This window comes from Vibrio sp. 661 (assembly GCF_033339315.1).
In the GTDB taxonomy this organism is placed as follows: Bacteria; Pseudomonadota; Gammaproteobacteria; order Enterobacterales; family Vibrionaceae; genus Vibrio; species Vibrio alginolyticus.
Map to the genome: position 1 here is coordinate 82,304 of NZ_JAWOUJ010000007.1, position 19,516 is coordinate 101,819.

The 19,516-nt window shown below is 46.5% G+C and carries 12 protein-coding genes; 10 read left to right on the plus strand and 2 right to left on the minus strand.

Going from position 1 to position 19,516, the window contains the following annotated elements; translation table 11 throughout:
- Positions 1-32: 32 nt before the first annotated feature.
- Complete coding sequence (locus R7P69_RS14220) at positions 33-992, minus strand: TIGR01212 family radical SAM protein (protein WP_238952208.1); 960 nt, start codon at positions 990-992, stop codon at positions 33-35.
- A 552-nt stretch (positions 993-1,544) separates the two neighbouring features.
- Between R7P69_RS14220 and gltB (R7P69_RS14225) the strand changes: the two genes are divergently transcribed.
- From gltB (R7P69_RS14225) to R7P69_RS14270, 10 genes are all read left to right on the plus strand, one after another.
- A complete protein-coding gene (gltB, locus tag R7P69_RS14225; RefSeq protein WP_017633630.1) occupies positions 1,545-6,095 on the plus strand; it encodes a glutamate synthase large subunit in 4,551 nt (1,516 codons plus the stop codon).
- Positions 6,095-7,564: a glutamate synthase subunit beta gene (locus R7P69_RS14230; RefSeq protein ID WP_064353628.1), complete on the plus strand. Its 1,470-nt coding sequence runs from the start codon at positions 6,095-6,097 to the stop codon at positions 7,562-7,564. The genes gltB (R7P69_RS14225) and R7P69_RS14230 overlap by 1 nt, the downstream gene beginning before the upstream one ends.
- 448 nt (positions 7,565-8,012) lie before the next feature.
- Positions 8,013-12,476 carry a glutamate synthase large subunit gene (gene gltB / locus R7P69_RS14235; RefSeq protein WP_238952207.1) on the plus strand — a complete coding sequence of 1,488 codons (4,464 nt, stop codon included), beginning with the start codon at positions 8,013-8,015 and terminating at the stop codon, positions 12,474-12,476.
- A gap of 20 nt (positions 12,477-12,496) precedes the next feature.
- Positions 12,497-13,909, plus strand: coding sequence for an FAD-dependent oxidoreductase (locus tag R7P69_RS14240; RefSeq protein WP_005381833.1), 1,413 nt, complete (start codon positions 12,497-12,499; stop codon positions 13,907-13,909).
- 91 nt (positions 13,910-14,000) lie between these two features.
- Positions 14,001-14,429 carry a DUF1499 domain-containing protein gene (locus R7P69_RS14245; protein ID WP_025768418.1) on the plus strand — a complete coding sequence of 143 codons (429 nt, stop codon included), beginning with the start codon at positions 14,001-14,003 and terminating at the stop codon, positions 14,427-14,429.
- A gap of 63 nt (positions 14,430-14,492) precedes the next feature.
- Positions 14,493-15,188, plus strand: a complete 696-nt coding sequence (gene mtnN / locus R7P69_RS14250) for a 5'-methylthioadenosine/S-adenosylhomocysteine nucleosidase (RefSeq protein ID WP_005381837.1) — start codon at positions 14,493-14,495, stop codon at positions 15,186-15,188.
- Positions 15,189-15,199: 11 nt separating this feature from the next.
- Positions 15,200-16,153, plus strand: coding sequence for a cobalamin biosynthesis family protein (locus R7P69_RS14255; RefSeq protein ID WP_025768417.1), 954 nt, complete (start codon positions 15,200-15,202; stop codon positions 16,151-16,153).
- Positions 16,153-16,974 carry a vitamin B12 ABC transporter substrate-binding protein BtuF gene (gene btuF / locus R7P69_RS14260; protein WP_025768416.1) on the plus strand — a complete coding sequence of 274 codons (822 nt, stop codon included), beginning with the start codon at positions 16,153-16,155 and terminating at the stop codon, positions 16,972-16,974. The genes R7P69_RS14255 and btuF overlap by 1 nt, the downstream gene beginning before the upstream one ends.
- A gap of 69 nt (positions 16,975-17,043) precedes the next feature.
- Positions 17,044-17,664 carry a TRIC cation channel family protein gene (locus tag R7P69_RS14265; RefSeq protein ID WP_005387377.1) on the plus strand — a complete coding sequence of 207 codons (621 nt, stop codon included), beginning with the start codon at positions 17,044-17,046 and terminating at the stop codon, positions 17,662-17,664.
- A 128-nt stretch (positions 17,665-17,792) separates the two neighbouring features.
- Positions 17,793-18,647, plus strand: coding sequence for a LysR family transcriptional regulator (locus tag R7P69_RS14270; protein ID WP_005381845.1), 855 nt, complete (start codon positions 17,793-17,795; stop codon positions 18,645-18,647).
- On the opposite strand, the gene R7P69_RS14275 is transcribed toward R7P69_RS14270, so the two are convergent.
- Positions 18,589-19,368, minus strand: a complete 780-nt coding sequence (locus R7P69_RS14275; RefSeq protein WP_005381847.1) for a TSUP family transporter — start codon at positions 19,366-19,368, stop codon at positions 18,589-18,591. The two genes, R7P69_RS14270 and R7P69_RS14275, sit on opposite strands and share 59 nt — an antisense overlap.
- Between the last annotated feature and the right edge of the window lie 148 nt (positions 19,369-19,516).

Genomic DNA, 19,516 nt, shown 5'->3' on the forward strand with positions numbered 1-19,516 from the left:
TTAAACCTTCAAAGAACACTGGTTAAAATATATCAGTTATTTATTGAGCGATCTGCTATTAATTCCGGTTTAGTATAGATAAAGGCATTCCCCGTAAGGCTCCCTTGAGCACCATGAGCACTGAGATCTCGACCAATTTCCGTCATCGCTAGCCAACGGTTTTCACACCACAGAGGCGATAATAACGTGGGCCTCCTGGCTGCTGATGAAACGCGATGATAAATCACATCTGGTGGTGTCATACGAATCATTTCACTGGCGATCGCAACATATTCTTCTAATTCAGGGGCTTCTAGCTTTCCAGCACGCCAAGCTTTCGCCATGGTGCTACCTTCAACAATGTGCAAACCGTGTAGCTTAATGCCATCGGTGCCAACTTCGAGCACTTTACGCATCGTTTCAAAGTTGTCGTCGCGAGTTTCTTTCGGTAAACCAACGATCAGATGGGTACACACTTTAATGCCCAGAGCACGAGCGCGTTTGGTGATTTCTGCGTAGCACTCAAAGTCATGACCACGATTGATACGTTTTAGGGTGTCATTGTTGGCGGTTTGAAGACCTAGTTCTAGCCAAATTTCATAACCTTGCTGTACATAGCCCGACAGTAAATCCAATACCGCATCAGGGACGCAATCAGGACGCGTCCCCACACAAAGACCAACCATGTCTGCAGCCTTTAGTGCTTCCTCATACATGTTTTTGAGAACTTGTACTTCTGCATAGGTACTGGTGTAGGCCTGAAAATAAGCGAGATACTTCTTCGCTCTGTGAATTTCACCTGCGCGATCTTTTAACTGTCCGTGAATGCTTTTTATCTGGACTTCTTCATCTGCAAACGAAGCTACATTGCAAAATGTACATCCTCCCCGACCAATCGTGCCATCGCGGTTAGGGCAACTAAATCCACCGTGCAATGTTAACTTATGAACCTTTTCACCGTATCGACGCTGAAGATCTTGGCCGATTGTATTGACCAACTCATGTAACTGCATAAATTCTCACCATCAATAAATCGTAATCAATCTCACTACGATCTGTGTAAATAAATTACATCCCTGCAAGAAAAAACACACAATATTAATCAATTCAAACACCCATCATGCGGGTCAAAATCAATAAACTTGCATAATTAAAGACAAAAATCGTTCATGTTGCGTAAATGTTAAACTAAAAATGCATAATTAAACGAAAAAATTGGGTCACAACGCCGACTTTTTCATTGCATTCTGAAGTGACAAAATTGTAGGATACTTACACAACCCCGTTATTTTTGTGACTTTTATTACAAAGCACACTGCGGGATTTGTCGGTGTTATCCCACTCCTACCTATATAAATCACTGAATAGTGATAATAAATAAAGGGATACCACCAAGGATTGTTTTTCTCGCAAAACTTTTCCTGCGAGATACGGAAAGGAATCAAGACCGGTCAACCTAGATCGGTGGCGATAATAAATATAAAGGACAAGACGTAATCAATAGTCTAGGTAGTATTTGCTGCCCGGTACTTTTTGCGTCGACATTGAACTGGAAGGATGTATCTATGGTAGATAGAGAGCAAAATCCACAGGGTCTGTACACTCCGGAACTGGAGCATGACGCTTGTGGTATCGGTTTTGTTGCTCACCTTAAAAACCGTAAATCTCATGAAGTAGTGACTCAAGCATTGGATATGCTGGCTCGCATGGAACACCGTGGTGGTCAAGGTTGTGACCCATGCAGCGGTGACGGTGCGGGTATCTTGCTACAAAAACCTCATGAATTCCTATTAGAAGAAGCCGTTAAGCTAGGCATTAAACTGCCTTCGTTTGAAAAGTATGGTGTTGGTGTCGTTCTTTTCCCGAAAGACGAATACAAACGCGAGCAATGCCGTGACATTCTAGAACGTAATGCACAACGTCTAGACCTTGAAGTTATCGGCTACCGCGTATTGCCAACCGATAACTCAATGATCGGTGCAGACCCACTAAGCACAGAACCTCAGTTTGAGCATGTGTTTATCTCTGGTGGCCCTGGCATCACACCTGAAGAGCTAGAGCGCAAACTGTACGTACTTCGTAACTACACTGTACGTGTTTGCCTAGAAAGCGTTTCGAACATTGGTGACGACTTCTACATTAACTCAATGTCTTACAAGACATTGGTGTACAAAGGTCAGTTAACGACCGAGCAAGTACCTCAGTACTTCCTTGATCTGCAAAACCCGACCATGGTGACTGCACTAGCACTGGTACACTCTCGCTTCTCTACCAATACCTTCCCGAAATGGCGTCTTGCACAGCCTTTCCGTTACATTGCCCACAACGGTGAAATCAATACAGTTCGCGGTAACTTGAACTGGATGAAAGCCCGTGAAGCAATTCTAGAATCAGACCTGTTTACTCAGGCTGAAATCGACATGCTTCTTCCAATCTGTCAGGAAGGCAGCTCAGATTCATCTAACTTTGACATGGCACTTGAGCTCCTAGTTCTTTCTGGTCGCAGCCTGCCACACGCATTGATGATGATGATCCCAGAAGCATGGCAAGAAAACAAAAACATGGATCCTAAACGTCGCGCGTTCTATCAGTACCACGCGAACATTATGGAACCATGGGATGGTCCAGCTTCAGTATGTTTTACTGATGGTGTTCAAGTTGGTGCGACACTAGACCGTAACGGTCTGCGCCCTTCTCGCTACACAGTGACCAAAGATAACTTCCTAGTGATGGCATCTGAATCTGGTGTTGTGGATATTGAACCAGAGAACGTAGAGTTCCGTGGTCGCCTACAGCCAGGTCGTATCTTCGTTGCAGACCTAGAACAAGGTCGAATCATCTCTGATGAAGAAGTGAAAGACACCATCGCAACGGCACAGCCTTACGAGAAGTGGGTAGAAGAAAACCTACTGAGCTTGAAGAAGCTGCCAGATGCGAGCAACCAGTTCAGCCAACCTAAGCCAGAACACCTTCTACACCGCCAACAAGCGTTTGGCGTAAGCACTGAAGAAGTGAACGAAATCATCGTTCCAATGGCGAATGACGCGAAAGAACCATTATCAGCAATGGGTGCCGACTGGCCTCTTGCGGTTCTATCTCATCAATCTCAGCACCTTTCAAACTACTTCAAGCAGCTGTTTGCACAAGTAACTAACCCACCGATCGACCCGATCCGTGAGCGCATGGTTATGTCGCTGAACACTTACTTGGGTAAAGACCAAAACCTTCTGACTGAAACACCACTTCACTGTCAGAAAGTAGAATTGGAATCGCCTGTTCTAGCCAACTCTGAGCTTGAAAAATTGCGTGCGATCGATAACGAGCACCTACAAGCGAAAACGTTGGATATCGTATTCCAAGCTAGTGAAGATCAAGGCAAACTTGAGCGTGCATTAAAACGTATCTGCCAATACGCAGAAGACGCGGTTATCGATGGTTATTCAATCATCCTACTCACTGACCGCGCAGTGAATTCAAACCACGCGGCGATCCCAGCAATGCTGGCAGTTGGCGCAGTACACCACCACTTGATCCGTAAAGGTCTACGTGCGAAGTGTGACATCGTGGTTGAAACTGGTGACGCGCGTGAAACGCACCACTTTGCAACGCTACTTGGTTACGGTGCTAATGCGGTTAACCCTTACCTAGTGATTGAAACCATCATTGAACTTCAACGTACGAAGAAGTTGGATCCAGAAGCGAACCCTCGCGATCTGTTCAACAACTACCGTAAAGCGATCAATGGCGGTCTTCTGAAGATCTTCTCGAAGATGGGCATCTCTACGCTACAGTCGTATCATGGTGCGCAAATCTTCGAAGCATTGGGTATCCACAAATCCGTGGTCGACAAATACTTCACAGGGACGGTTTCTCGTATCCAAGGTCTAACCCTTGATGATATCGCCAAAGAAGTACTTATCCGTCACCGCATCGGTTACCCACAACGCGAAATCCCAATTCAAATGCTGGATGTTGGTGGTGTTTACCAATGGAAACAGCGTGGTGAGAAGCACCTATTCAACCCAGAAACCATTTCTCTACTGCAAGAGTCTACGCGCAACAAGAACTACGATCAGTTCAAGCAATACGCGACTGCTGTAGATAAGCAAGGTGACAACGCGGTAACCCTGCGTAGCCAACTTGAGTTCATTAAGAACCCCGCTGGTTCTATCTCTATCGACGACGTCGAGCCAATTGAAAGCATCGTGAAACGCTTCGCGACGGGCGCTATGTCATTCGGTTCTATTTCTTACGAAGCACACTCCACACTAGCTGTTGCGATGAACCGTCTTGGCGCGAAATCGAACTCTGGTGAAGGTGGTGAAGACCCAATGCGTTTCGAGCGCAAAGAGAACGGCGATTGGGAACGCTCTGCAATCAAGCAGGTGGCTTCAGGTCGTTTCGGCGTAACCTCTTACTACCTAACTAACGCTGAAGAGCTGCAAATCAAAATGGCTCAAGGTGCGAAGCCAGGTGAAGGTGGTCAGCTACCAGGCGATAAAGTAGATGACTGGATCGGTGCAACGCGTCACTCGACTCCGGGCGTTGGCCTTATCTCTCCACCACCACACCACGATATCTACTCAATCGAAGATTTGGCTCAGCTTATCTACGACTTGAAGAACGCGAACCGCGCAGGCCGTGTAAACGTGAAGCTGGTATCAGAAGCAGGCGTAGGTACGATCGCTTCTGGTGTAGCGAAAGCGAAAGCGGACGTTGTACTAATCGCAGGTTTCGACGGCGGTACAGGTGCATCACCAATGTCTTCAATCCGCCATACCGGTCTTCCTTGGGAACTTGGCTTGGCAGAAACGCACCAAACGCTACTGAAGAACGGTCTACGTAACCGTATCGTGGTTCAAGCAGATGGTCAGATGAAGACACCTCGCGACCTTGCAGTGGCAACACTACTTGGTGCAGAAGAATGGGGCGTAGCAACCGCAGCATTAGTGGTTGAAGGTTGTATCATGATGCGTAAGTGTCATAAGAACACTTGTCCTGTTGGTATCGCGACTCAGAACAAGACGCTTCGCGAGCGCTTTGATGGCCGCGTAGAAGACGTCGTTACCTTCTTCCAATACATGGCACAAGGTCTACGTGAAATCATGGCTGAGCTTGGCTTCCGCACTATCGATGAAATGGTCGGTCAAGGTCAGAAACTGAAGATCCGCCAAGACATTTCTCACTGGAAATACAAGAACCTAGATCTGTCTCCTGTTCTCCACGTTGAGCAACCACGTGAAGCTGATGGTGTATTCAACCAAGCTCAACAGAACCACAACCTAGAAGAAGTGCTAGACCGTAAGCTGATTCAAGCAGCGATTCCTGCACTAGAGAAAGGCGAAGCGGTGAATGCCGAGTTCCCTATCGTCAACACGGACCGCTCTGCAGGTACCATGTTGTCGAACGAAATCTCGAAAGTGTACAAAGATGCGGGTCTACCTCAGCCAATGAACGTGAAGTTCAAAGGTTCTGCGGGTCAGTCATTCGGTGCATTCCTAGCTAAGGGCGTGAAGTTCGAAGTGGAAGGCGACGCGAACGACTACTGGGGTAAAGGCTTATCTGGCGGTACCTTAGTACTTTACCCAGATGCAAAATCAAGTATTGTCGCGGAAGACAACATCGTGGTTGGTAACGTGTGTTTCTACGGTGCAACTTCGGGTGAGTCTTTCATTCGCGGTATGGCTGGTGAACGTTTCTGTGTTCGTAACTCAGGCGCGAAAGTAGTAGTAGAAGGCGTCGGTGACCACGGTTGTGAATACATGACGGGCGGTGCAGCAATTATCCTAGGTTCAACAGGTCGTAACTTTGCCGCAGGTATGAGTGGCGGCGTGGCATACGTATGGGATAAATCAGGTGACTTTGAGTCGAAACTGAACCCAGAGCTAGTAGACCTAGATCCAATCGAGCAAGAAGACAGAGATCTATTACTCGACATGCTAACTAAGCATGTTCAATTCACAGGAAGTGAAGTCGCTCAGTCTTTCCTAGACAATTTTGAAGCTAGCCTAGCCTCTATGGCTAAGGTAATGCCGCGTGACTATAAAGCGGTTCTTCAAAAACGCAAAGCTGAAGCACTGTCTCAAGGAAACGAAACTCAAGTGGAGGCCGTATAATGGGTAAGCCTACTGGATTTTTAGAGCATGGTCGTGAACTACCACAGAAGATCGACCCAGCTGAACGCATCAAGAACAACAAAGAGTTCGTTCTGAACGAGGAGTTTGGTGACAAGATCAATACTCAGGCTTCTCGTTGTATGGATTGTGGTGTGCCGTTTTGTCATAACGGCTGCCCTATCGGTAACATCATCCCAGAATTTAACGACGCGGTTTATCGTGATAGCTGGGAAGAAGCATGGAACATTCTAAGCTCAACCAATAACTTCCCAGAGTTCACTGGTCGTGTTTGCCCTGCTCCATGTGAAAGTGCTTGTGTACTTGGCATCAACCAAGACCCAATCACTATCTGTAATATCGAGAAAACCATCGTAGAAACGGCGTATCGTGAAGGGTACGCCAAGCCAAAAACGCCACGTTCTCGCACTGGTAAAACGGTGGCGATCATTGGTTCTGGACCTGCTGGTCTTGCGGCTGCTGAGCAGCTAAACAGCGCAGGCCATACCGTGACAGTATTCGAGCGAGACGAGAAAGTGGGCGGTCTGCTACGTTTTGGTATCCCAGACTTTAAACTGAGCATGGAAGTCATTGATCGCAAGATCAATCTAATGGCAGAAGCTGGCATTGAGTTTAAAGTAAACCAACACGTTGGTGTTGATGTGAATGCTCAGCAGTTGCGTCAAGAGTTCGATGTGGTTCTACTAACGGGTGGTTCAACCGTTCCTCGTGATTTGCCCGTTCCGGGTCGTGAACTAAAAGGCGTTCACTTCGCGATGGAATTCCTAGGTCAAAACAACCGTCGCGCCAATAACATGGACCTGAAAACGGAAGAAATTCACGCTGCGGGTAAACATGTTGTGGTTATCGGTGGTGGTGATACGGGTTCAGACTGTGTGGGAACATCAAACCGTCACGGCGCAGCAAGTGTAACTCAAGTGGAAATCATGCCGATTCCACCAGAAAAGCGTCCTGCCAATATGCCTTGGCCACAGTACCCGATGATCCTACGTACTTCGACATCTCATGAAGAAGGCGTTGATCGTCACTGGAACATCCTAACTAAAGAGTTCATCGGTAACGACAAAGGTGAAGTTACTGGTCTTCGTTTGGCTGATATCGTTTGGGAAGAGGCGAAACCTGGCGAGCGTCCAGGCTTTAAAGAAGTTGAAGGCAGCGAGCGGGTGATTCCATGTGATATGGCATTCCTAGCGATGGGCTTCCTTCATCCTGAACCAACGGGCGTACTTGCTCAACTGGATATCGCGCTAGATGATCGTGGTAACGTAGCAACTCAAGGTTTTGCTACAAACCAAGAAGGTGTATTTGCTGCTGGTGATATGCGAACAGGCCAATCTTTGGTGGTTCGTTGTATCAACGAAGGCCGTGAATGTGCCCGTGCTATCGATGATTACTTAATGGGTGGCACAAACCTAGAAGCAAAAGCAGATTCACTGATGCTTTCTGCTTAACGAAGCAGTCATGCTTCTCTCTTTCAATTGCCTAATAGCCATCAGCAATATCGATGGCTATCGGTGAAGAAAGAAAACAATTCCTTCCAATCTTTCTATTTTGACCAGCATTTTATGCTGGTCTTTTTTATCTCCCACAGAATCAAATGTTACTTTTTTGTAACAATCAATTTTCTATCTATTTGAAATTATTAAACTATTTTAGCTTATTAAATGGTAAATCGCATATTCACGTGATGATCCACTAATAACTTGACCTTTTTTACAATAAGCTATAGCTTGTGAAGTTGATGAAAATAAAACACTCAAAAAATGTTAAATATTTCACAACTTTTACTGAATAATTATACATAAAGCTATAAAGATGACGCATAGTTAGTCATCGATATCAACGTAAGCAGTGTTGATATATCTGTCGGGATGACGGATAAGCAAAGGGAGAATTGCAATGGCTCTTTATGATCCAAGTCTTGAGAAAGACAACTGTGGATTTGGCTTGATCGCGCATATGGAAGGCGAACAAAGCCACAAGCTGGTACGTACAGCAATTTCTGCACTTGACCGCATGACTCACCGTGGTGGTATCGCCGCCGATGGTAAAACTGGTGATGGTTGTGGTCTTCTATTACAAAAGCCCGATTCCTATTTACGTCTTATTGCCGAAGAAAATGGTTTCAACCTTGGCAAGCAATACGCCGTAGGGATGATTTTCTTCAACCAAGATCCAGTCAAAGCTCAACTCGCTAAAGACATCGTCAACAAAGAACTGGCGCAAGAGACGCTAACTGTGGCTGGTTGGCGTGAAGTACCAACTAATTCAGAAGTACTCGGTCCAATTGCGGCCAACTCGCTTCCAAATATTCAGCAAGTCTTTATCTCTGCACCGGCAGGTTGGCGCGAGCGTGACATTGAACGTCGTCTCTACATCGCACGCCGTCGCATCGAGAAACAAATCACCGAAGATCCGGATTTCTACATCTGTAGCTTGTCGACTCAAGTTTTGGTGTACAAAGGCCTATGCATGCCTGCGGACTTACCGCGCTTTTATCTTGATCTTGCCGATCTACGTATGGAATCTGCTATCTGTCTGTTCCACCAGCGTTTCTCTACCAACACTCAACCGCGTTGGCCATTAGCTCAACCGTTCCGCTACCTTGCTCATAATGGTGAGATCAATACCATTGAAGGTAACCGACAATGGGCACGCGCTCGTGCTTATAAGTTCTCGTCACCACTGCTGCCTGACCTACAAACTGCAGCACCGTTTGTGAACGAGACAGGATCAGACTCGTCTAGCTTAGATAATATGCTAGATCTCTTTTTAGCTGGCGGCATGGATATCTTCCGTGCCATGCGTATGCTTGTGCCGCCAGCATGGCAAAACCACCCTGACATGGATCCGGATTTGCGTGCGTTTTACGATTTCAACTCCAAACACATGGAACCATGGGATGGTCCAGCAGGTATCGTACTGTCCGATGGTCGTTATGCTGCTTGTAACCTAGACCGAAACGGTCTGCGTCCAGCTCGTTATGTAATTACCAAAGACAAGTTGATCACTCTGGCATCTGAGGTAGGGATTTGGAATTACGCCCCAGATGAAGTTGCCAAAAAAGGTCGTGTAGGTCCGGGGGAATTGCTCGTCATCGACACTCGTAAAGGTAAGCTTTGGCAGTCTAGCGAGATCGATAATGACCTGAAATCTCGTCACCCTTATCGCGAATGGATGGAGAACAACGTTCGCAAACTAACACCGTTCTCTCAGCTGCCTGAAGATCAAGTAGGTGAGCGCAGCTTTGATGAAGACTTGCTTAAGACTTATCAAAAGCAGTTTGCCATGAGCAATGAAGAAGTCGATCAAGTATTGCGTGTCCTCGGTGATATGGGGCAAGAAGCCGTCGGTTCGATGGGTGATGACACCCCGATGGCGGTTCTTTCTTCGAAAGAGCGCTTGGTGACTGATTACTTCCGTCAGAAGTTCGCGCAGGTCACCAACCCACCAATCGATCCGCTGCGTGAGAAACACGTCATGTCGCTGGCGACCAGCATCGGCCAAGAGATGAACGTCTTCTGTGAAACCGATGGCCACGCGCATCGTGTAACCTTTGATTCTCCAGTACTGCTCTATTCAGACATGCAGCAACTACTAGAGCTGAGTGACGATCATTACCGTAATACCATTCTCGATATCAACTACGATCCACAACAGAAAGATCTCAAACAAGCCATTGATGATCTGTGTGAGCAAGCAGAGCAAGTCGTTCGTGAAGGCACGGTTTTAGTGGTGCTTTCGGACAGAGCCTTGATCAAAGGTAAGTTACCAATTCCGGCAGCAATGGCAGTCGGCGCCGTTCAAACTCGTCTGATTGACGCGAACTTACGTTGCGATGCCAACATTGTTGTCGAAACCGCAACAGCCCGTGATCCACACCAATTTGCCGTCTTGCTTGGTTTTGGTGCCACTGCGGTTTACCCATACCTTGCTTATGAAGCGTTAGGTAAACTGATTGATGATAAAGCACTAGAGAAAGACTACCGCGATGTGATGCAAAACTACCAATACGGCATCAACAAAGGCCTGTACAAGATCATGTCGAAAATGGGGATCTCAACCATCGCCTCTTACCGCTGCTCACAACTGTTTGAAGCAGTTGGCTTGAGCCAAGATGTGGTCGATCTGTGTTTTAAAGGCGTCACAACTCGAATTGAAGGCGCGAATTTTGACGACTTCCAGCAAGATCTTACAAACTTATCTCGTAAAGCATGGGCGAAACGCAAATCGATTGATCATGGCGGCTTGTTAAAGTACGTCCATGGAGGTGAGTATCATGCTTACAACCCGGATGTCGTTGGCACGCTGCAACAGGCCGTTAAATCTGGCGAAAGTAACGACTATCAGAGCTTTGCTAAGCAGGTAAACCAACGCCCTGTTGCCATGCTGCGTGACTTAATGTCGCTGAAAAAATCAGACTCACCGCTGCCACTTGAGCAAATAGAACCACGCACTGAACTGTTCAAACGCTTTGACTCAGCGGCAATGTCCATTGGCGCACTTAGCCCAGAAGCGCATGAAGCACTTGCAACGGCGATGAACCGTCTTGGTGGTTACTCTAACTCGGGTGAAGGCGGTGAAGATCCTCGCCGTTTCGGTACTGAGCGTAACTCACGTATCAAACAGATTGCTTCTGGCCGATTTGGTGTAACGCCGCATTACCTAACTAATGCGGATGTACTGCAAATCAAGGTGGCACAAGGTGCGAAACCGGGTGAAGGTGGACAGCTACCAGGACACAAAGTCACCGCAGAAATCGCAAAACTGCGTTATTCGGTACAAGGCGTGACTCTGATCTCCCCTCCTCCGCACCACGATATCTATTCGATTGAAGATTTGGCCCAGCTGATCTTCGACCTTAAACAAGTCAACCCGAATGCGCTGGTTTCGGTAAAACTCGTCTCCGAGCCAGGTGTCGGCACCATCGCAACGGGCGTAGCCAAGGCTTACGCTGATCTTATTACCATTTCGGGTTACGACGGTGGTACCGCAGCAAGCCCATTAACTTCGGTAAAATACGCTGGTAGCCCTTGGGAGTTGGGGTTGGCAGAAACACAACAAGCACTGGTAGCTAATGGTCTGCGTCATAAGATCCGCCTACAGGTAGACGGTGGTCTAAAGACTGGTTTAGACGTAGTTAAAGCCGCAATTTTAGGTGCAGAAAGCTTCGGTTTTGGTACTGCGCCAATGGTCGCTATGGGTTGTAAGTTCCTACGAATTTGTCACCTCAACAACTGTGCAACTGGGGTTGCGACTCAAGACGAGACACTGCGTAAAGAATACTTCAAAGGTCTACCAGAAATGGTGATGAATTACTTCATCGGCCTGGCAGACGAAGTGCGCGGATTACTCGCAGAACTTGGCGTTGAAAAGCTGACGGACTTGATTGGTCGTACCGATTTACTTGAGGCAGTAGAGGGATTTACAGCGAAACAGACCAAGCTGGATCTATCCAATATTCTAGAAGCTCCAGTATCACCTGAGGGTCATCCGCTATTTTGGACAGAGCCAAACAAACCGTTTGATAAAGCTGAGCTCAACCAAAAGATCATTGATGATGCCATGCATGCGGTCGAAAACGGTCAATCGGCAAGTTTCTTCTACAATGTCATCAACACTGATCGTTCTGTTGGTGCACGCTTATCTGGCGAAATAGCAAAACGCTATGGCAACCAAGGATTGGCGGCTTCCCCTATCAAAATCTATCTTGACGGCACCGCAGGTCAGTCCTTTGGTGTTTGGAACGCAGGTGGTGTAGAGCTTTACCTCACGGGCGATGCGAACGACTACGTGGGCAAAGGCATGGCGGGTGGTAAAGTGGTTATCAAACCTCACCTTGGCACCGCATTTAAATGCAATGAAGCAACTATCATTGGTAACACCTGCCTGTACGGCGCGACCGGCGGTAAACTATTTGCAGCCGGTAAAGCAGGTGAGCGTTTCGGCGTACGAAACTCAGGTACGATAGCCGTCATTGAAGGTGCTGGCGATAACGCTTGTGAGTACATGACTGGCGGTATTGTTGCCATTCTTGGTGCGACAGGTGTGAACTTTGGCGCGGGTATGACTGGAGGCTTTGCCTATGTTCTGGATGAGAACCAAAGCTTTGAAGGTCGAGTTAATACTGAGTCTGTCGAAGCCATCTCATTGTCCGATCTTTACATCCACCAAGAACATTTGCGTGGCCTAATTGCGGAACACCTTGAAGAAACAGGGTCGAGTCATGCAGAAAATATTTTGGCGAACTTTGATGAATGGATTCCAAAGTTCTATTTGGTGAAACCACAAGCGGCAGATCTTCGCACGCTACTTGGTCACCAGAGCCGCAGTGCCGCAGAGCTGCGTGTTCAAGCACAGTAATCATGGAGGATGTTTGAATCATGAGCCAGAACGTTTATCAATTTATCGATGTGCAGCGTGTAGATCCTGCGAAAAAGCCTATAAAAGTTCGTAAGATCGAGTTCGTTGAAATCTATGAACCGTTCACTAAACAACAGGCGACTGCACAAGCGGATCGCTGCTTAGATTGTGGCAACCCATATTGTGAATGGAAATGCCCAGTCCACAACTACATCCCTCAATGGTTAAAACTTGCCAATGAAGGTCGTATTCTTGAAGCGGTTGAACTATCGCATCAAACCAATAGCCTACCGGAAGTATGTGGGCGCGTTTGTCCTCAAGACCGCCTATGTGAAGGTTCATGCACGCTTAATGATGACTTTGGTGCCGTCACCATCGGTAACATAGAAAAGTACATTACCGACAAAGCGTTTGAAATGGGCTGGAAGCCAGATATGTCCAAGGTGGAGTGGACCGATAAAAAGGTTGCAATCATTGGAGCAGGCCCAGCTGGCTTGGCTGCCGCGGATATCCTAGTGCGCAATGGCGTTAAGCCAGTCGTGTTTGACCGCTACCCTGAAATTGGAGGCCTTCTGACCTTCGGTATTCCTTCCTTCAAGCTTGAAAAAGGCGTGATGGAAAACCGCCGCCGTGTGTTCACTGAAATGGGCGTCGAGTTCCGCATGAACATGGAAGTAGGCAAAGATGTCCAAATGCAAGAGCTGCTTGATGAATACGATGCTGTTTTCTTGGGCGTTGGCACCTATAAATACATGCGTGCAGGTCTAGATAATGAAGATGCGCCGGGTGTGTATGACGCGCTGCCATTTTTAGTTTCGAACACCTACAAAGTCATGGATCTTGAGAGTAACCAACCCTTTATCGATATGGCAGGAAAGAAAGTCGTCGTACTGGGTGGTGGTGATACAGCAATGGACTGCGTTCGTACCTCAATTCGCCAAGGTGCCTCCAACGTAGTTTGTGCTTATCGTCGTGATGAGGCCAACATGCCGGGCTCTCGTCGCGAGGTAAAAAACGCAAAGGAAGAAGGCGTGAAGTTCATGTTCAACCTTCAGCCTTTGGGAGTTGAAGTGGATGCGTCAGGCAAAGTCTCGGGGGTCAAAGTGGTGAAAACCGCACTTGGTGAACCTGATGAAGCGGGTCGCCGACGTCCAGAGCCCGTTGAAGGCAGCGAGCACGTTCTACCAGCAGACGTTGTTATCATGGCGTTTGGTTTCCAGCCGCACAAAATGGACTGGTTAGCACCGTTTGATGTCGATTTGGATCAATGGGGTCGTATCAAAGCCCCAGCTAAGCAAGAGTTCCAGTTCCAGACCAGCAACGAAAAGATCTTCGCGGGTGGCGATGCGGTACGAGGTTCTGATCTTGTCGTAACCGCAATTGATGAAGGACGAAAAGCGGCAGAAGGCATTCTCGATTACCTCGAAGTTTAATCACTGTTAACGTCTCAAAAAGGATCCTACTATTGGATCCTTTTTTCTTTTATTACATATAATTAAATTCCTATGATAAGGGATAAAACCAATGAAAAAAGCCGCTCTCCTTTCCATTACTTTGCTCGGCTTAACCGCTTGTAGCCAAGGAGTCACAACCATGACGGATCGTTCTCAATCACCTTGTGGTGACAAACCAAACTGCGTCTCCACCCAAGACACGCGAGAAAAATACAACCTAACGCCATTCATCTTAGTGGATTCAGCGAACATCGACGCTATTGAGCAAGTTGCGCTTGAACTGCCAGGCGCGAAAACCGCGGTGAAAGAAAGCAACTACCTTCGTATCGAGTGCACATCTAAAATCATGCGCTTCGTGGATGACCTCGAACTAAAAATAGCAGGAGACCAACTGATTGTGCGCTCGGAATCTCGTGTGGGCTACTCTGATTTTGGCGTAAACAGAAAGCGCGCCGATCAATTACGAGAAAAGCTCACTCAAGCTAAGCTCATCAAATAGAAAACTGCCAACGGGGAGTGCTATACTCTCGGCCAACTAAAATATTTACCTAAAGAGAGTGTTATGAAAGTTGGTATCATCGGTGCGATGGAACAAGAAGTGACCATCCTGAAGCAAGCAATTACAAACTGCAAAACTGTAAATAAAGCAGGTTGTACGTTTTTCTCTGGTCAAATTAACGATGTTGAAGTCGTCGTACTACAATCGGGCATCGGTAAAGTTGCAGCGGCAGTGGGCACGACAATCCTTCTTGATGAATACCAACCAGACGTTGTGATTAACACAGGCTCTGCTGGCGGTTTCGATTCAAGCTTAAACCTTGGCGATGTAGTTATCTCTACAGAAGTTCGTCATCACGATGCAGACGTAACCGCTTTTGGTTATGAGATTGGCCAAATGGCCGGTCAACCAGCTGCATTCAAAGCGGATGACAAGCTAATGGACTTAGCCGAAAAAGCCCTAGCACAAATGGAAAACACTCATGCGGTTCGCGGCCTAATTTGTACTGGCGATGCGTTTGTTTGTACTGCTGAGCGTCAAGAGTTTATTCGTAAACACTTCCCGTCAGTTATCGCTGTAGAAATGGAAGCATCTGCTATCGCTCAAACTTGTCACCAATTCAACACACCGTTTGTTGTTGTGCGTGCAATCTCTGATGTCGCTGATAAAGAATCACCAATGAGCTTTGATGAGTTCCTGCCTCTAGCAGCAAAAAGCTCTTCCGAAATGGTATTCAAAATGCTGGAACTCATTAAGTAAACGACTCATTCATGGAAGAAGTTTTTCAGTCATTTTATGCCAACGGTGCGCTCCTCATTATGTGGGGTGCACTGATCTTGCACCTTTTAGTGCCAATCCCCCATTCAGCGCACCCCATCACTTTATGGCGAAAGCTAGCAGAGCAGCTAGCTAACAAAGTGAACAATAATCACAATTACTCACAGAGTGTAATCTCAGGCAGTCTTGCATTAGGCTTGATGCTGTTTCCTTGCTTGATATTACTGATTGCAGTAAAGCCATTTGTTTGGCAAATCCCTTTATATGAACTGGTTCTATTGATCCTTGCGCTAGACTGGCGCAACAGCGAAACGTTAACGAAACAGCTCGTCACAAGTATCTCTTCGGAAGACAAAGCCCAATGTCGAGCATTACTGCAACCATATCTTAATCGCGATACTGGTAGCCTCTCGCTCGTTGGCATAGGTAAAGCTGGCTCAGAAACCCTGATTATGGCATACAGCCGCAACGTGATCGGTGTGCTATTTTGGTACGCACTAACAGGTGGTATTGGTGCGTTAATGTATCGACTCACAACAGAATTAGCGCGAGTGTGGTCCCCTAGCCGACGCCAATATTTGCCCTTTGGTAAACCTGTGGTTCAACTGGTTGCTACTCTGGATATTATTCCACTTCGTCTCTTTGCCATACTTTTAGCTGCCGGAAAGAATACAAGTAATGTGCTCTCTGGAATACAACAGCAAGCGAAGTCTTGGCCCTTACCAGGACCTAGTTGGGTGTTATGTACTATCGGACACAAACTACAACTGTCTTTATGCGGCCCTGCTATCTATCAAGGTGTGCGTGCAGAGCGCGCAAAAATCGGTGGGCGCATTGCGCCATCGGCTATTCACCTTTCACAAATACATACGCTGCTCGTTTGGCGCGTCCTGGCTTGGATCGCAATCCAAAGTTTGCTTTTAGGAATAATTTATCAAGGATTATGATGAATAAATTATGCTTCGCATTAACGCTGTTTGTTTCGACAGCGACCGTCGCTCAACCCGCTCAACGCATTATAAGTTTAGCTCCACATGCCACCGAAATTGCCTTTGCTGCAGGGCTAGGAGACCAGCTTGTTGCTGTCAGCGAAATGAGCGATTATCCAGAACAGGCAAAGCAGCTAGAAAGAGTCTCAAATTATCAAGGAATTAAATTAGAGCGCATTATTGCTCTTCAACCGGACTTAGTGATTGCTTGGCCAGCCGGAAACCCCGCTAAAGAGTTGGAGAAAATTAAACAGTTCGGTATTCCTATCTATTACTCCACTACAGGTTCATTAGAAGATATCGCCAATAATATCGAGCAACTCAGCCAATACAGCGAAACTCCACAAGTAGGAAAAAAGGCCGCTGAAGATTTTAGAACGCAGCTGAGTACACTAAAAGAACAGTACAACACGAACGAGAAAGTTCGTTACTTTTATCAGTTGAGTGAAAAGCCTATCATCACTGTCGCTGGAAAGAACTGGCCAAGTGAAGTCTTTACTTTTTGCGGTGGTGAGAACATTTTCGCCGCATCCAGCGCGCCTTATCCTCAAGTTAGCATCGAACAAGTCATTACTCGCCAGCCAGAGGTTATTTTTACTTCTCGTCACGCAATGAGTAACGATGGTATGTGGGCTGAGTGGAGTAATGAGCTTCTTGCCCTTAAAAACAAACACATCTGGTCCCTAAACTCTGATTGGATTAACCGTCCGACACCACGCACATTGAACGCGATCAAGGAAGTGTGTGAGCACTTTAAAAGCGTTCGTCAAAAACGCTAACGATTTCGTGGCAAATACCGTACAATTTCCGCCCATTTTTTCTCACACTATTTAAAGGTACTAAGTAACATGGACTCCATGCTGCTTTATATGATCGATTTGTTCGGTACCGCTGTTTTCGCCATCTCTGGCGTATTACTGGCGGGCCGTTTAAAAATGGATCCATTCGGCGTTATCGTGCTCGGCAGTGTGACTGCTATAGGTGGCGGAACAATCCGAGACATGGCGCTTGGTGCCACTCCCGTATTTTGGATAACAGATACGACTTACTTATGGGTGATATTTGTTACGTGTCTACTAACCATGCTTGTTATTCGAAGACCCAAGCGACTCTCATGGTGGGTATTACCCGTTTGTGATGCCATCGGTCTCGCTGTATTTGTGGGAATAGGAGTAGAAAAGGCACTCGCCTACAATGCTTCTGGGATGGTCGCGGTGATAATGGGGGTTATTACTGGCTGTGGCGGTGGCATTATACGAGACGTGCTGGCTCGCGAAGTTCCTATGGTATTAAGAAGTGAAGTCTATGCTACGGCATGTATTATTGGCGGCATCTTCCATACGATGGCGGTAAACATGGGTTATGACCACTCAACGGCTTTACTCGCTGGTGTAATCTCAACGCTCATTATACGTCTCGGTGCGATTCGTTGGCATCTATCCCTGCCAACTTTCGCCATTAACCGTTAAACACCAACAACATCACTCACCATGGAGTCGACCAAGTGTCGGCTCCTCTCATTTATGCTCATTTGATTCGCCAATTCTTGGGCAATTCGCTAAATTATCTCAACCATTCCTAACTTTCATTAATCATTATGTTGCTTGAAGGTATTGAAACGTTACTTGTCCTCAGTAAAGAAAAAACCATGAGCCGCACAGGCAGTCAACTCTATATTAGTCAATCTGCCGTGAGTAAACGTATTTCAAATCTAGAGAAGAAGTTAGGAAAAAAATTGATAGAGCCGAATGGTCGGCACATAAAGCTGACCTCCGATGGCCTTGCCCTCATAAACACAATAGAACCCACGTTCAATGAGTTAAGAGGAAAAATCCACGATCAACAACAAATAGAAGATACTTCTTTAATCAAAATGGACTGCTCTGAAACCTTAGTGGCGGGATACCTCAGCATGATCATGGCAGAACACTTTGCCCATGATCAGTACATACGAATATCGACCAATCATACGCCACGCATTATTGAGAATGTGAAATCAGGCAAAGCAACATTGGGATTTTGCGCTGGCTATCTACCACCTCATCATGGATTAATGAGCCTTCACCTCGCCGATGAACCTTTCTCAATTGTCAGTCGACATTCACTTTCACAACTACCTAAAGCTATTTTGACCAATGACTTAACTAACCCTGCCAACACATATCAACAAGCTATTTTATCCAAACACGGAATCGAACCTTTGATGGAAATGGATTCGTATACTGCGGCAGCACAACTGGCTTTGGGAGGTGTGGCTCCCGCTTTAATCCCTAAATCTATCCTAACGACACTTAATATCACATCTAAGTTCTGCTATGACTTTGAAGAGCTAGATCAGTTAGTTCGACCAATACATATCTGCTTACGTCACAGCACATATCGTAGCGAACGAGTTAAAGCACTGACAGAATCCATTGCTGATGTTGTTGCCAAAGAAGTTTCGTTGCCATAAGCATCGACATCACTATAACTAGAGGACGAATCCATTTTTGTCCTTTACTTACCACGACCTTCGCTCCTAACTGAGCACCAAGAAAACCGCCAACAGCCATGGTTAAGCCAAGCTTCCACACGGGCAACCCAGCGAAGATAAAAAAGAGTAGTGCCGCAATGTTTGACGTGAAATTGAGAATTTTGGTTCTAGCAGTGGCTTCGACCAAAGAAAAGTGACCTAGTGCAACAAAACAAACAGTAAAAATAGATCCAGTCCCAGGGCCAAAAAAGCCATCATAGAAACCGATTCCGCCACCAATGCATAGCGCAAACATCGCTTCAGATAACTTTGGTTCTCCATCGATTTTTCGCGTACTTGGCGCGAGTAAAAAATAGAGGGAAATGGCTATCAAAAGAACAGGGATCAAACTGGTGAGTACGCTAGCATCAATAAACTGCACAGCCTCGGCACCGATTGCAGCGCCTATAAAAGTGCAGAGTATCGCAAAACGCATTTCCTTTAAGCTGACAATACCGTTACGCACGAAATACCAGCTAGCAGAGAAACTGCCAAACGAACTTTGTAACTTATTGGTTGCTAGAGCTTGAGTCGGACTCAACCCCGCAGCCAAAAGCGCAGGGAGCGTAATGAGCCCCCCCCCACCAGCCATCGCATCAATAAAGCCTGCGGCAGTCGCAACCAAAAATAAGGCCAACAAAATCTCAACCGTGATTTCCACTACACTTCCTTTTTGAAGAGGTATCAAAGAGGAAGAAACGGTAGCACTTATTCACAAAACTACCAATGGAAAGTCAAGACACCAATCTATTCCTAATTTTCATCAGTCAATAAATCTAGAGAATGATACATTAAAAATATCAATTACA